This is a genomic window from Allomesorhizobium camelthorni, from assembly GCF_011045125.1.
Taxonomy (GTDB): Bacteria; Pseudomonadota; Alphaproteobacteria; order Rhizobiales; family Rhizobiaceae; genus Allomesorhizobium; species Allomesorhizobium camelthorni.
Genome location: NZ_JAAKZF010000014.1, coordinates 27,687 through 41,046 on the forward strand (window position 1 = coordinate 27,687; position 13,360 = coordinate 41,046).

The following is a 13,360-nucleotide window of genomic DNA, read 5'->3' on the forward strand; positions in this document are numbered from 1 at the left end:
GGCATCGAGATCGTCGCGAACTATGTGAGCGATTTTTGTCATTAAAGTCAGGGCGGTTCGGCTGCTCTATTTTCTGGCAGCCGAACCTTTCGACCGATGATCGCCGACGAGAGCACCCTGTCGTCACTGACAGAGTCGGCAAGGGGGGTTCGGAGCCGAATTCCAAGTCCGATCGCAATTGCCGATCATCCAGTTAGGCCTTTGCCGCCGAGCGTGACCGCCGTCCTGGTCATTGTGGACTTGATCAGCAGCCGGTGAACCGCATAATGTGAGCGGCCGCCATTTTTCAGTCGCGGCCCTTTCCATGGATGAGGCCGGTCAGGCCGCCCAACATCCATTTTGTTGCATTTGATGGGTCCGCCGGGCCGGGAAGAAATCCCCGATCGTCCGGCGCTAACCCCTTTTTGAGGAGCTGCCACATGAACGATTCGCGTATTCCCGAGACGGTCTTGAAGGCAATTTCCGAGGGGACACACATCATTCGCGCATACCGTGAGCATCTTGGCTACTCGATCGAGGAGCTGGCGATCGCCTGCGGACTAGCCGCCGAAGAGATCGAGAACATCGAGTCCGGTCTGAGATACCACAAAGGCTATCGTGACCGGATCGCGAGGTCGCTCTCGCTGCCTGCTGGCATCTTCGACGAGGAATCCGACGTCCCGGACGCCGCCTAGCCGTTCAGTAATCGTCGGAAGATCGACAGCGCTTGGCCGAGAGCGCCGAAGAATACGATCTGGCCGCCCTCAGCGGGGTCTGCAAGGCTTATGTTCGCACGCGGCGCACTGGAAGCTCAGATGAAGCAGCTCGCAATCACGGCCACCTGCACGCGCGGCGAACCGCGGAAACCGTTCACAGTCGATATGTGGCCGCTCAAGCTGAATCCGTGCACGAATGCCATTCGGGGCGCGCTGAATCACTGGGGCGGCCTGAAGACGAAGCAGAGGCGATCGCGAAGCGGATCGAAGGCAGCGAGACGGTCGGAGGTGTCGAGTTGCGATGGGTGGACGACCGACTGGGAGAACTCGTGTTCGAGCAGTTCGCAAGCTTCGGAGAATTGGCTACAGCGGCGGGCGACGACGACAGGAAGAACAGAGGACAATAGCTTGTTGCATTACAATCTCACTCACAAGGACGGCAGGATTACCGAGGGACCTGTTGTCGCCGAGTTGACTAAGGCGCTCAAGCGAAGGGGAGTGCCCTTCCATATCGCTGTGGATGCCGCTGCAAGAGTGCAGGCAGGCGATACCGTTGGCGTCGAGATCGAGTTGGTGTTTTCACGGAAAGAGTTCGAAACCGAGATGGAAGCGCAAGGCATCCATGCCGATTGGAGAGGCGGCGAACCACGGCAGCCGTTCACGCTCAATCTCGCGCCAAACCACGAACGCTGGAGGGATGTCTGGCCCAAAGCGGTCGCCAGCGCGTTGAAGACCCGTGGACTGGCAGAAGACGAGGCAGACGACATCGCCGTGCGACTGGCAGCCGGTGATGCAATCGAGGGCGTGGTGCTCTGGTGGGTGCCGTCGCAGGACGAGGAAATCGTGATCGAGCAATTGGAAGGCTACGGGGCGAAGGCAACGAAGGTGGCAGGCAGCTGATTGCGTCGAAGGCAGCTTCCCACGCGAACGAATCATGCACAAGAAGGTCACCAGTCCCGGCTGTCGGTTCCGACAGCCGGGACTTAAGTCGGCTGTGATTTGAGGGTGCCGGTCAATATCGGGAAGTGCGCGATCCACAAGAAGTAAGGGGCTATTGGAACCCTGGGTAACATGCCCTGCGATCACGCGCTCATTCCGAGTGGGGCGAGTCAGCTTGCCTTCAGAAGCACTTCTGGTCGGTGAGGCTGGCACCCTCGTCGGAGTGCGTCCAGACAAGCTCGTAAAAACGTAGAGCCAGATCTGCGCATCGGCCGTCTGTACCACGAAACCGCGAACGAGCGGCGGATTGTTCTTCACGATTTCCGCATCACGTGGCATCAGAAAATCGAAGATCATATCAATCGACGGCCCGTCATCAGACGCGGGTATTGGTGCCTGCCGGAATGACGAGCTTGTAGCGAACGCCGGCCGGGAGCTGCGCTATCTCATCCCCCTGCCCTTTGAACTTCTCACCCCCCAAAGCGCGTTGACGCAAGCGGCATCACGCCGGCCGGCAAAAGAACAAGCTGCGTGGGAACGAGACCGCAAATGTCGCTTCGACGTTAACGAGCTGATTGTTGCGTACCGGATCGCGACAGGGTTGCATCTTACCCGATAATCAATATCTACGCGCTGGGCGATCTTTATGAATAATACGAGGGAATTCCGATTATGACTGACGACTTCAATAACGCCGATACCATAGAACTGACCGCCGACGTGATCTCGGCTTACGTCTCGAATAATCCGGTTCCTGTTTCGGAGTTGCCTTCTCTGATCGCGCAGGTCCATCAATCTTTGGCAGTACTGTCGAATGGTTCCGCAAAGGAACCGTCAGAAAAGCTTGTACCCGCCGTCCCCATCAAGAAATCGGTGACCCCGGAGTACATAGTCTGCCTCGATGACGGGAAGATGTTCAAATCCCTAAAGCGGCATTTGAAGACTACGTTTGGAATGACGCCTGAAGAATACAGGGCGAAGTGGAATCTGCCGGCCGACTACCCAATGGTCGCTCCGTCCTACGCGGCGGCGCGTTCAGAACTCGCCAAGAAGATGGGGCTCGGCCGCAAACCAAAGGCAGCAGAACCTGTAAAGCGGGCGCGCAGGAAAGCCGCCGCCTAATCGGCAAAGAAGAGGCGGGTTCATCACCCGCCTCTGTTGTGTGACTGACTTGTCGCCTAGCGCCCCGCGATGATGCTCGCGATGGTCCCGGTGCCCAGGCTGATCAGCAAGAAGTCGTTGTCGACCCTCACCCACTGCTGGCCGGCACGCCTGAGCCCGTGACGGTAGTGATCGCGGATCGCCTGCCTGCGCTTCCATTCCGGAACGTGCTTCTCCTCGACCAGTGGTGCCGCTTGTTCTGATGCTTTCGCACCTCATGCCGCTTCGGAGCATAAATCCATGCTTGTGCCGTTGCAAAACAATGACGACCCTGGCGCGAGCCATCATGGTGGCGCTGCTATGCACCACTTGACTTCGATATTTCTCTCTGGGTGCGTCGCCCATACGGCGCAGGTCCCGGTCCGAAATTCTCGCTGCGACTCCTCAGCGGCCTGCCGATGCAGTGCCAAAAAGTGGACAAACTGCATCAATGAATCGGTACCTGCGTTCCGGCGGCGGCACGAAACAGTGTTCGGCGCGGTAGCAACTGACGGCCAGCAGGTCGCGCGCACAGCACAGCGATGGTCTTTGCCGGCCGGCCCAAGTGTCTGATGGCTTTTCTGGCTGACGATGTCCGAGAAGGTCATGAATTCCGCGTAACAAAGTCGCGCGGAGCTGATTTAGGCGCAGGTGAAGGATCCGCCTCCGTGACTGCTACACAGATTCTGACTGGCCATACCGCTGATCATTTTCACGCCATCCTTGTGCACTGCGCAAGAAAATGTGGGATTTTGGTCCCGAGTGACTGACTTTACGCTTCTAGCTGCGCAGGGTCGCGCCGCGCGGGCATTGGTGAATTGGTCCCAAGGCTACTTGACCGAATGGGTTAGGTGAGCCGATCGACGATTGCGGATCTGAATCAGGCAAGCGAGAGCCGCATGAGGCGACGCTATTCGTGCTGGCACAGGAATTGGCCGCGGATTGTATTCACCGAACGAGGCGCAGAATTTCCCGAATTCCCGCCGAAGCACTACATTCCGACCGGCATCAGACATCCATGAAAACCGCGGACGGCGTGCTCCGTCCTTCCTTGGATCAATACCGCGCATCAAGGCTGCAGATGGAGCGCGACAGTCATTCCCTGTCGCCGAAATCATGGTACGTTTACGCAGTTGGCGATCGATACTCCCGTCAAGCCAACAAACCGAGCGCCTTCACTCGGCGCGCAAAGCCTGGCCCGCCGTCCCCTCTCGCAGCGGGCCTTTTTCGTTGGCGCCACGATGCCTCACGTGGGCCGCTATTCCCACCCAGCATAGTGGCATCGGCACCGCAAGTCGCCGATCAGCCCGGTCAGCCCGCTCCCTGTCGCCATGCTGGCCGGGCTTTTTTCGCGCCATCTATGCCGCCGATCGGAACAATTGCCAGCACCCGTTGTTCGAATTAGTAGGCGCATTTCCGTCTGAGGCGCCGAAGGAGCCCGCTGTCAGGACCGGCAACCTCCTTCCGCAGCGGGCTTTCTATAGTCCGACTTCGCCACGCTTCAACGTAGATGCAACTGGGGCGAGCAGCGAGGGTGTGGCATCGTTCGGCGTGTTACAACCAACTCTCCAGAAGGAAGCGCCCCATGCCGCAGTCTTTGAGCGCGATGCCAAGCGCGGCATCGAGGTCTTGCGATTGGGCAGGTCGCGTAAAACCGCCGGCCAAACGGGCCGCCAGTTGCGGCATAGTGATTATCTGCACGCCAGTTTCGCCCCCGACGTGAGGCTTCGATCCGGCGCATCGGGAACGGGAGAGGCCCCTCAACGACGATGGTCCAGCGATTCATTTGAATGCTCACCTGTACTTGCATCACCTGTTGCTGCTGGACCACAAATTAACTCCGGGCCAGGCGTCAGCCGCATATGGACCGCGCTTCCTGCGATGGCGCGACGCGAGGAATACGTCCCCTGCCCCAGTCTGCTTGATTTATTCAAGCGCTGGAATACCTTCACCCATCGTCGGACCTATCGGGGATAATCACGTTGCCGGCAAAATTACGGATTCCGACCGCAGCGGACGCCGGTAAGAAGGCGAGAGCGACGATCAAGAGAGCGCGGCCTGAACTCTATGCCGCGCGACAGTTTCTGGATCGTGACATCCAGGCGGACCTCGGTGTCCGCATCCCTTTCGATGTCTACTTCCAGGACCCCTTCGTCACAAAATCCAACAAGGCCTACAATTTCGACGTCGAGTTCACCGTTCCTTGGGAGCCCGGACTAGCTGACGGTCCAACGAGCGCCCGCTTTGCAATTGTCGACTATGACGGCGCAACCGAGGTCCTGAACGCGCCGGCCCGCTGGAATGACGAACTGGCTAAATTCGTCGACACCAAAGGCAAGGTTCTCGATCGCCACAATCTCGGCTCGGCGCAGTTCCGCCAGATGAATGTCTGGGCGACGCTGCAGAATGCGCTCGACTTCTTCGAAGCCGGTTTCGGCCTCGGCCGCCGCATCGATTGGGGGTTCGAGGGCAACCGGCTCATTGTCGTGCCGCATGCCGGTTATGGCCAAAACGCATTTTATGACCGAGACAGCAAATCGCTTCAGTTCTACTATTTCGACGCCGGCAAGGAAGGCGCGCGCAAGCGTATCCACACCTGTCTCTCCGCCGACATCATCAATCACGAGTTTGGCCATGCCGTGCTCGACGGTATTCGGCCCCTTTACCACGAATCCGTCTTCGCCGAGACCGCGGCCTTCCACGAGTTCTTGGGCGACATGTCAGCGATCCTGATCGCCTTTCGTAACACCGTCTTCCGCTCGCAGGTCGCCAAAGCCACCGGCGGCGACCTCGACAGCGATAACCCGCTCTCAAGCCTCGCCGAGGAGTTCGGCCGGAACATCGGCGATCAGGACTATTTGCGCAGTGCGTTGAACACCCTGAAATACAAGGACGTCAAAGACGACCAACGGCAGCATTATGTTTCCCAGGTGCTTACCGGCGCGATGTTCGACATCATCCGCCGCCTGACCGCGTATTATATGAAGGTGCGCGGCGAATCCGTGAAGCAGGCCCTGTGGTCGACGATCCGCCGCATGCAATGCATGGCCGTGCAGCCGCTCGACCTGTTGCCGCCCGCCGACGTGATGTTCGAGGATTACGCATTGGCGGTATTGCGCGCCGAGCAGATCGTCAATCCGACCGATCCCGACGGCTATCGCAACCTGATGATAGACGTCTTTCTGGTCCGTGGCCTTTTGAGCGAAGCGAAGGCGGCCGAACTGAAAACCCCGGTCACCGTCTTTGATCGCCTCAATGTCTCCGTGTTCCATGATCCGCACAGGATTGCCGCCTCGCGCGCAAACGCCTATCGATTTCTCGACGACAACCGCAGGGACCTTTTCATTCCCTTCGCGGCCGATGTCGTCGTCACCGACCTGGCGATGGCGCAGAAGCTGACGGTGTCGGGTCGCCGGCTGCCACAGCAAATCCTCCTGCAGTACATCTGGCGCGAGGATGTGTTGCTCGAAGGCGAGCGCTTTGGCCAGTTCGCGGGTGAGACGACCAGCATGCTTTGCGGCGGAACACTGGCGCTCGACATAGACGGAAACTGCCTGGGTTGGATGCGCAAGCCCGGCACCCTGCCGCTCATCAAGGGCTCCCGCAAACGTCAGGCCGAGGAAGAGGAGGTCAAACTTGGCAAAGCCCGCCGCGAAGCATTCCTGAACGCACTCGCCGCGCGGATCGCGGCAGGGCGGATCGGCGATGGCGTTGCCGGCGGCGCCGCAGGGCTGCTGCAGAAGTCGATCGCACCGCTGACCGCAGAATGGGTCGACGGTAACCTTCGCTTCGCCCTTTCGCCACATATCGGGATTGGCGGCGACGAAGACGAGGAGATGGGAGAGCGGCCATGGCAGATCAGCTCCTGATCCGCGCCTACAATGTCGGCGTCGGCGACTGCATTTATGTCCGCATCCCGAAAGCCCGCAAGAAAGGCAGCAAGGTCGACGATTTCCACATCCTTATCGATTGCGGAAAGAAGGGCAGCGCCAACGAATTGAAAACCGCTCTCGACCACTTGAAGGGTGAGCTGCCGATAGAAGGCGACAAGAAGCGTCTCGACCTCCTGCTGGTCAGCCACGAACACGAAGACCACATCAAAGGCTTCGATCCCGACTGGCTCAGCGATGTTCGGATCGAGAATATCTGGTTGAGCGTAGCCATGGACCGCGATCATCCGCAGGCCAAATTCGCACGGCAGTTGCACGACATGGCGGCGACCGCGATGCGCAACATCGCCGCCCGCAATTTGGAGCTGAGCCCTGAACTCGAAGACATTGTCGGCCGCTACGACATCGGCAACGACGGCGCGGTGGACGCGTTGCGTGCAGTCCTGCCCCAACAGAACGGCATCACGCCGCTCTACGTGCATGCCGACATCAAGGCCGCCAAGCTCAGGCCGAAAACGCTGTCTGGCGCGACTTTCAAGGTGCTCGGCCCCGAATTCGATATCGACACCTATTACCTCGGAGATGCCGCCAGCGACATCCTGCACGGCTTCTCAGCTTCGACGGGCCTGCTTGGCGCCGCCGGGAGGAAGCGAGCCGGCAGCGCGGGTCCTGCAAACATCAGCGCTTCCGATTTCAAGCGCCTCCAATCCCGCTTGCTGTCGAGCGCATTGGCCTTCGCCGAGGAGGAAGGCGAGATCGTCAACAATACGAGCGTCATGCTGCTCATCGAATGGCGCGGTCGCCGGCTGCTCTTCGTTGGCGACGCCGAATGGAACAGGGCCTATCGCGACAAGAAGAAGAACTTCGCCTGGAACACTGCGTGGAAACTGCACAAGAGCGAGCTCAACAAGCCGATCGACTTCCTCAAGATCGGTCACCATGGCAGCATCAACTCGACGCCCTGGGATGACAAGGAGGACGGCGGAGTAACCGAGCCATCCACCATTCTCGATGCCATCCTCCCGCTTCCTCAGGGCAATGCAAAGCCCACGGCCAAGGCGATCGTCTCGACGGAGCGAACCTTCTACAAAGTGATCCCGCGCGGAACACTTCTGGTGGAACTCGGCAAGCGGGTCAGCAACACCAGGAAATACCTGGCCGAGCTTGACGAGGACCGGATCGCCGATCTCCCCAACTATGCCATATACGAAAAAAAGTGGTTGGATCGGCCCCAGCCGCTCCGTACCGATCTCGAAACTCGCCTCACCGGCAATGGCTTCGTGGATGTGGTGATCGACCCTGCCCCAGGTTTTTAAGAGCAGGTTTTTTCGCCCTCGGCCTGCATTATCCGAAGTTTGAATCGGAATTTCTCAACCGAGCGCCGCGGCTCGTCGAGCTTGGAGGCGTCAGCCAGTCGGCCGTTGTTGACTGTCCGCGCCGGCCGCTCCAGGCGCAGCCCGATGGGCGCGGCTTTGGCACCGAGTTCAGGCGTCATTTCAGTGGTCTGGCGGCCTGCGGCCTTCTGTGATTGGGATCGTTGAGCTCGAGCCGCTCCTCTAGTGTCGGCGGGGGCACGCGCTTCAAGGTAAGCATGCACTGCACTGACGCCTCCGCTTTTTAGGCTTGGACTGGCTACAATGAGAGCAGGGGTTTCGGCTATGTTGACAAAGTCCGTAAGTTATTGATGCTGCGTGGAGAATAGATGGTTGATATCGAAGGGAGTGTCTCATGGCCGACCTCAAGGAAACAGAGGCAAATCAGGCAGCCGCCGAGGTGTCGGCGAAGGAACAGATACCTGACACAAAGGAAGTGATGCCAAAGACGAGGAAGCGAACCGGACAGCGCGCAGGTGCTGTACGAACCGGAGCCGCCAAGTCGGCCCCACAGGCGTCTTCATCTAAAGCGGTCGCCTCGCCTACAGTCCGGACAGCACGGAAAATATACTCTGAAACAGAGCGGGCCCAAAAGCTAGGCGCGATCGAAAAGCAGATCGGACAGGGAGAGAGCATCAGGACCGCAGTCCAGAAAGCCGGAATCTCGGAACAGACCTACTATCAGTGGAAGAAAACTGCCCGGCACACAAAACAGAGCGATGAGCTCAAGGATCTGGTGAAGCTTGAAGAAGAAAATGCCCGTCTGAAGAAGCTCCTCGCCGACCGGCTCCGAAACGAAAACGCCGAACTCAGGAAAAAGCTTGGGCTGGCTTGAGCCGGCCAGGGGCCAAAGCTCAGCCGTTCGTTTCGGTGCCTCAGTCATTGAAGGTTATCTCGGCAATCCGGCCTGCCGCACGGCCGCGCTCCGCGGCCATCGTCCCCGCCGATGCGACTTGCGACCGTATCGATAAGATCGGCAAGGTCCGCCTGTTGCTCCGCAACGAGCGAGGCGCCTGCCCATCAGAACTAGATCGGCGAGGTTGCCGGGTACCTTATGAAATCGGGAGATGTTCGGACGAGTTATCAATCACGATCAAACGACCCGGATCGTTCAAATCGAACTCAACAACGCGTGGCACGAAGAGGCGGGCATAGCGCGAGAAGGCGCTGGTGGGCGGAAAACGAATCACGGTATTGCATCGCCCAAGTAGATACATCTCGACGAGGGCAGCAAAGCCGCCGTCAGCCCCCAGTGCTGCACTATGTAGAGGCCCGGCCCGATCCGCCTGGAGGCGTTTCGGGATAGTGAAGAGGTCGGGAAACACGCCTGATAACTCGTTGAGCACCTGCGCGCTGTCCGTACACAAGAAAACCCTTACAGGTTTTGGATGCGGCAGCGCTTTGGCTTTATGAATAGCAGTGCATACCTGCCGCAAGGCGAGCTCCGAATCAGCCCAGTAGGGCGCGTGCTCCATAATATCTTCGCCGTTGCCGTGCCGGACATGAACCCCGATTATGCTGTTCCCCTTAAAGTGTTCCTGGTAGATGGCTTCAATCCGGGACACAATTTCAGGCCTTGGTTTGATATTCTGAAAGACCTGTCGTTCGGCATCTTCCCCGCAACGCCACATCAAGCAAGCATCACACACTACGGTGTTGGCTTCATTATCACCTTGGCCTTCGAAAAGCTCTCTCAGCTCGTCTCGTTCCCGGAAAATCTGTTCATCTGGCCGGTAAACGCAGTCAATCGATGGCTTATTCCACCACGGCGGGAAGAACGGCCCAGGAAATGAGAGCTGGTTGATCCGATCGTCGCAAATGACCGGGACGCCAGCGATGTCCTGGATTGGCTCGAAGAACACCGGAAAGGCGTTGGTAAGGGGTTCATCGAGATAACACGAGCCGCGCCAATCCACCGCTAGCGTCCGCCCCGTCCGCTGCGCGTAGGACCAAGCTGCCGCGAGGGACCATAGGCAATCACCGAAACCAGTACGCCGTCGAGATACGACGAATCGATCCTTCATTGAGCCACCCACAAGCTTTTGCGTCCTTCCGGAATACGACAGGGATTAGGAGGTTAGGGGCAATGTATGGCCTCGCCCGATCCAGTCACGAGCGGTCGCGATTCTGGCCAATTGCACCGGCAGAAACTCTTCGTGCACCGCACTGGAATGGAGGGACCCATTTTGGGCGGAGCCCGTTATGCGTCCAGCGTTTGAATGGTTTGCATTGAAGACCCTGTCGGTCCACACCGACTGCTTGCTGGGCGCAATGGACATGTGGCTCTCTTGATGTTCGACGCAAACCGACGTGACCACGGGGCCTGTCTGGAACGGCCTTATTCATCGCAGCCTCTTATGCTCGATCCGGCATTTGATCGCAGTCTTGGTCCATGCGAGCAGCGTGTGAGGGATGTAGCCGAACACGGCGCTGCTCCCATAGTTCCCGCAATTCTTTGACGAGAGCTTCACGCGCAACCTGATCGAAGGTAATCACATCGAGAAGATCTCCGATCACCGCTTCGCCCTCGATACGCATCAGCAGGTCGAACACGTCAGCTGAAATACGAACACCGTCACGGTTGGAATGGTTCGCACGGATCTCGCAGACCGTCTCTTGGCGATCTGGCGCTGTGAATGCGCGGGTTTGATGCAGCGATACATAAGGCGGCAATGAAACCGCGAGCGCAGTCCAATCCTCCAGCGTTGGAGCCCGCTTTTTGACGAGGAACGACCCGACCACAAGACCATCCAGATCTGTCGTTAAAAATGTGGTGATGGCGTCTGCAACCGAGTCCACGATCGGCTCTGCATTGTTGTTAAAGGACGTATTGAGCAGAATTGGAATGCCGGTCCGCTTCTTGAATTCATCAATAACATCCCAGTAGGCCGGATTGGTGTTGCGCGATACCGTTTGCAGCCGAGCCGTACCGTCCACATGCGTGATGGCGCCGAGCAAGTCACGCTTTGAGTCGCGCACCCGAACTACGAAATTCATGAAGGGAAATTCGCTCGTACCATCCGGTAGGTCGAAAAATTCGCGCGCATCCTCCTCCAGCACAGACGGCGCGAACGGTCGATAGCCTTCGCGCTTCTTGACCATTGCGTTGATCCGGTCCTTGTTTGCGGCAGGTCGCGGGTCAGCAAGAATGCTGCGGTTACCAAGGGCACGTGGCCCGAACTCCGAACGGCCCTGCACCCATCCGATCACGGCGCCATTGACCATCCAGTCGGCTGCGCTGCTTGCCACGTCATCAGTGCGTTCAATATCGAGGTGCCCGGCCCATGCATTCAGTTCCTGCTCCACCGCGCGGTCGCTCCCGAGATCAGGCCCCCAATAGACCTCCTGCAATCGCTTGCGTGGCGCGGGGCGGCCCAGCTCGTTTGACACCATTAGTGCGGCGCCCAATGCGCAGCCAGCGTCGTGCGATGCCGGTTGCACGAAGATGTCTTCGAAAAGTCCCGAATACAGCAGTTTACCGTTCATGGTGCAGTTGTGGGCTACCCCTCCAGCCAAGCACAACCGCTTCATACCGGTAGTCTCACGATGATGCCGGAGAATATGAAACACGATCCGCTCCAGCGCTTCCTGCAATGACGCACTTACATCTCGATGCTGCTGGGTGAATGGCATTCCCTTTCGCCTGACCTGGATGTTGCGGAGCAACGTCGGCCCGATCCGGTCGAGATGGACGCGGTAACCACCTTCGGCGGAGAGCTCGTAGAACTGCTCGAAGAGTTTGCGATAGGGAACGGGATCCCCGTAGGGGGCAAGCCCCATCACCTTATATTCATCGAATATGCCGTAGCCGAGATACCGGATCGTCTCGAGATAAAATAGCCCTAGGGAGTTATTCTCCGGGAACGTCTCGATTTGCGTAACGTCGGTTCCTGCCCCCAGAGCCAAGAGCCCGGAGAGAAAATCACCACCGCCATCAATCGCAAGGATCAGACTTTGTTCGAAGCCGGACATCGCAAAAGCGCTCACAGCGTGCGCCTGATGGTGACTCACGAATGAGACACGCGAAGCATCGACCTCGAAATCGAACTCCTGCGCCAGTAGCCTCTGCAGCAACAGTGTGGCATCCAACGGCATGGAGATGTCTGGCTGGGAAACGAACAGGCGTTCGAGCACAGCGTTGCTATAGGCCTCGGTAGCGTAGTACCCGATACGATCGATTTCGCTGAGCTGAACGCCAGCGGCTGAAAGACAGTATTGAATCGACTTGCTTGGGAGCTTGTTGGAGTGTTTAATCCGATTGAGGCGTTCTTCTTCTACGGCTGCTATCACCTGTCCGTCCCGGACCAGTACCGCAGCGCCATCGTGCAGAAATGTATTCGGAAGCTCGAGTCGGTTTTCATAGACTTTGTCAAGTCCGCCACTCAATCCTAGGCATAGCATCTTGCTTCTCCATTCATCGTAACAAGCAGGCATCATTGGCCTGGCTCAAGACTATTCCACGTAACTAAGCTGCATTGTCGCTGATCGCCGCAATGGCCAGTCGGACGTCACCAACATCAAGAAGTCTTGCGTCAACGCATCAGGCGTCGACGAAACAGCACCGCTGATAGGAAGAGCGGCAATATCGCGTACGCGCAAAGTGCGCCGATGTGCAGGCCGACGCTGCCGGCTGGGCGGCCAAGCATCGCCGGACGAATGAGGTCGATCGAATGCGCCAGCGGCAAGAAGTGTCCTACCTGCTGAACGGCGTCGGGCAGTTGGGTGGCGGGAAAGATTGCGCCGCAAAGGAGCAGCATCGGTGTGAGGACGAGTGTCTGATAGAACACGAAATAGTCGTGGCTGGGCGCAAGTGCTATGACGACCATCGCCAAGCTCGCGAAGGCGAAGCCAGTGAGGGCGATCGCTGGCAGTGCATAGAGGATGGCAGGCCACGTGGCATAGCCCAGCGTGGCGGCAACAACCGCAATTGCGATGCCGGCTAGACAAGCCTTGGTGGCTGCCCAAGCCAATTCGCCGAGCACGATATCGCCGAGCGTCAGTTGCGTGCAGAGAATTGCTTCCCAGGTACGCTGAGTGTGCATTCGCGCGAAAGTCGCATAAATCGTTTCGAAGGTCCCGGCAGTCATCGCGCTCGTCGCGACCATGCCAGCTGCCAGAAACGCGATGTACGAAGTGCCATCAACGCGACCTACGATCATTCCCAAGCCAAAGCCGAGGCCGAACAGGTAGATTATAGGATCGGCGAGGTTGCCCAGGATCGTTACAAGCGCAACTTTCTTCCACGCCAGGAGGTTGCGGCGCCATACCGCGACCCAGTTCCACGCGTTGGCCGGCAGAACCGCCGCATAACCTTCACCCATGT

The 13,360-nt window shown here is 58.4% G+C and carries 13 protein-coding genes; 8 read left to right on the top strand and 5 right to left on the bottom strand.

The window, feature by feature from the left end:
- The first annotated feature begins 419 nt into the window (after window positions 1–419).
- The 5 genes from G6N73_RS12955 to G6N73_RS12975 all read left to right on the top strand — a co-directional run bounded on the left by G6N73_RS12955 (window position 420) and on the right by G6N73_RS12975 (window position 2,756).
- Window positions 420–674 carry a helix-turn-helix domain-containing protein gene (locus tag G6N73_RS12955; protein WP_165028147.1) on the top strand — a complete coding sequence of 85 codons (255 nt, stop codon included), beginning with the start codon at window positions 420–422 and terminating at the stop codon, window positions 672–674.
- A gap of 32 nt (window positions 675–706) precedes the next feature.
- Complete coding sequence (locus G6N73_RS12960) at window positions 707–1,102, top strand: hypothetical protein (protein ID WP_165028149.1); 396 nt, start codon at window positions 707–709, stop codon at window positions 1,100–1,102.
- Between the two features lie 4 nt (window positions 1,103–1,106).
- On the top strand, window positions 1,107–1,595 hold the full coding sequence (locus tag G6N73_RS12965) for a hypothetical protein (protein ID WP_165028151.1): 489 nt from the start codon (window positions 1,107–1,109) through the stop codon (window positions 1,593–1,595).
- Between the two features lie 346 nt (window positions 1,596–1,941).
- Window positions 1,942–2,253 carry a hypothetical protein gene (locus G6N73_RS12970; RefSeq protein ID WP_165028153.1) on the top strand — a complete coding sequence of 104 codons (312 nt, stop codon included), beginning with the start codon at window positions 1,942–1,944 and terminating at the stop codon, window positions 2,251–2,253.
- A gap of 53 nt (window positions 2,254–2,306) precedes the next feature.
- Window positions 2,307–2,756: a Ros/MucR family transcriptional regulator gene (locus G6N73_RS12975; protein WP_206078825.1), complete on the top strand. Its 450-nt coding sequence runs from the start codon at window positions 2,307–2,309 to the stop codon at window positions 2,754–2,756.
- 56 nt (window positions 2,757–2,812) lie between these two features.
- Here G6N73_RS12975 and G6N73_RS12980 read toward each other — a convergent pair whose 3' ends face one another.
- Window positions 2,813–2,980, bottom strand: a complete 168-nt coding sequence (locus G6N73_RS12980; protein WP_165028282.1) for an RcnB family protein — start codon at window positions 2,978–2,980, stop codon at window positions 2,813–2,815.
- Between the two features lie 1,776 nt (window positions 2,981–4,756).
- Between G6N73_RS12980 and G6N73_RS12985 the strand changes: the two genes are divergently transcribed.
- Window positions 4,757–6,643, top strand: coding sequence for a gluzincin family metallopeptidase (locus tag G6N73_RS12985; RefSeq protein ID WP_165028155.1), 1,887 nt, complete (start codon window positions 4,757–4,759; stop codon window positions 6,641–6,643).
- Window positions 6,625–7,980, top strand: coding sequence for a ComEC/Rec2 family competence protein (locus G6N73_RS12990; RefSeq protein WP_165028157.1), 1,356 nt, complete (start codon window positions 6,625–6,627; stop codon window positions 7,978–7,980). Before G6N73_RS12985 ends, G6N73_RS12990 begins: the two co-directional genes overlap by 19 nt.
- Here G6N73_RS12990 and G6N73_RS12995 read toward each other — a convergent pair.
- On the bottom strand, window positions 7,977–8,159 hold the full coding sequence (locus tag G6N73_RS12995; RefSeq protein WP_165028159.1) for a hypothetical protein: 183 nt from the start codon (window positions 8,157–8,159) through the stop codon (window positions 7,977–7,979). The two genes, G6N73_RS12990 and G6N73_RS12995, sit on opposite strands and share 4 nt — an antisense overlap.
- Before the next feature lie 233 nt (window positions 8,160–8,392).
- On the opposite strand from G6N73_RS12995, the gene G6N73_RS13000 reads away from it, so the two are divergent.
- The gene (locus tag G6N73_RS13000; protein WP_165028161.1) at window positions 8,393–8,872 is read left to right on the top strand and encodes a transposase; all 480 of its coding nucleotides are present in this window, start codon (window positions 8,393–8,395) and stop codon (window positions 8,870–8,872) included.
- A 217-nt stretch (window positions 8,873–9,089) separates the two neighbouring features.
- Here G6N73_RS13000 and G6N73_RS13005 read toward each other — a convergent pair whose 3' ends face one another.
- From G6N73_RS13005 to G6N73_RS13015, 3 genes are all read right to left on the bottom strand, one after another.
- Window positions 9,090–10,061, bottom strand: a complete 972-nt coding sequence (locus G6N73_RS13005) for a nodulation protein NodZ (RefSeq protein WP_165028163.1) — start codon at window positions 10,059–10,061, stop codon at window positions 9,090–9,092.
- 331 nt (window positions 10,062–10,392) lie between these two features.
- Entirely contained in the window at window positions 10,393–12,438 is a 2,046-nt protein-coding gene (locus tag G6N73_RS13010; RefSeq protein WP_165028284.1) for a carbamoyltransferase family protein, read from the bottom strand.
- A 131-nt stretch (window positions 12,439–12,569) separates the two neighbouring features.
- Entirely contained in the window at window positions 12,570–13,358 is a 789-nt protein-coding gene (locus G6N73_RS13015; protein WP_165028165.1) for an ABC transporter permease, read from the bottom strand.
- Window positions 13,359–13,360: the final 2 nt, after the last annotated feature.

Excerpts from the sequence above, each read along its gene's own strand:
- G6N73_RS12955 (WP_165028147.1), top strand. The coding sequence starts at position 420 with ATGAACGATTCGCGTATTCCCGAGACGGTCTTGAAGGCAATTTCCGAG.
- G6N73_RS12975 (WP_206078825.1), top strand. The coding sequence starts at position 2,307 with ATGACTGACGACTTCAATAACGCCGATACCATAGAACTGACCGCCGAC.
- G6N73_RS12990 (WP_165028157.1), top strand. The coding sequence starts at position 6,625 with ATGGCAGATCAGCTCCTGATCCGCGCCTACAATGTCGGCGTCGGCGAC.
- G6N73_RS12995 (WP_165028159.1), bottom strand. The coding sequence starts at position 8,159 with ATGACGCCTGAACTCGGTGCCAAAGCCGCGCCCATCGGGCTGCGCCTG.
- G6N73_RS13000 (WP_165028161.1), top strand. The coding sequence starts at position 8,393 with ATGGCCGACCTCAAGGAAACAGAGGCAAATCAGGCAGCCGCCGAGGTG.
- G6N73_RS13005 (WP_165028163.1), bottom strand. The coding sequence starts at position 10,061 with ATGAAGGATCGATTCGTCGTATCTCGACGGCGTACTGGTTTCGGTGAT.
- G6N73_RS13010 (WP_165028284.1), bottom strand. The coding sequence starts at position 12,438 with ATGCTATGCCTAGGATTGAGTGGCGGACTTGACAAAGTCTATGAAAAC.
- G6N73_RS13015 (WP_165028165.1), bottom strand. The coding sequence starts at position 13,358 with ATGGGTGAAGGTTATGCGGCGGTTCTGCCGGCCAACGCGTGGAACTGG.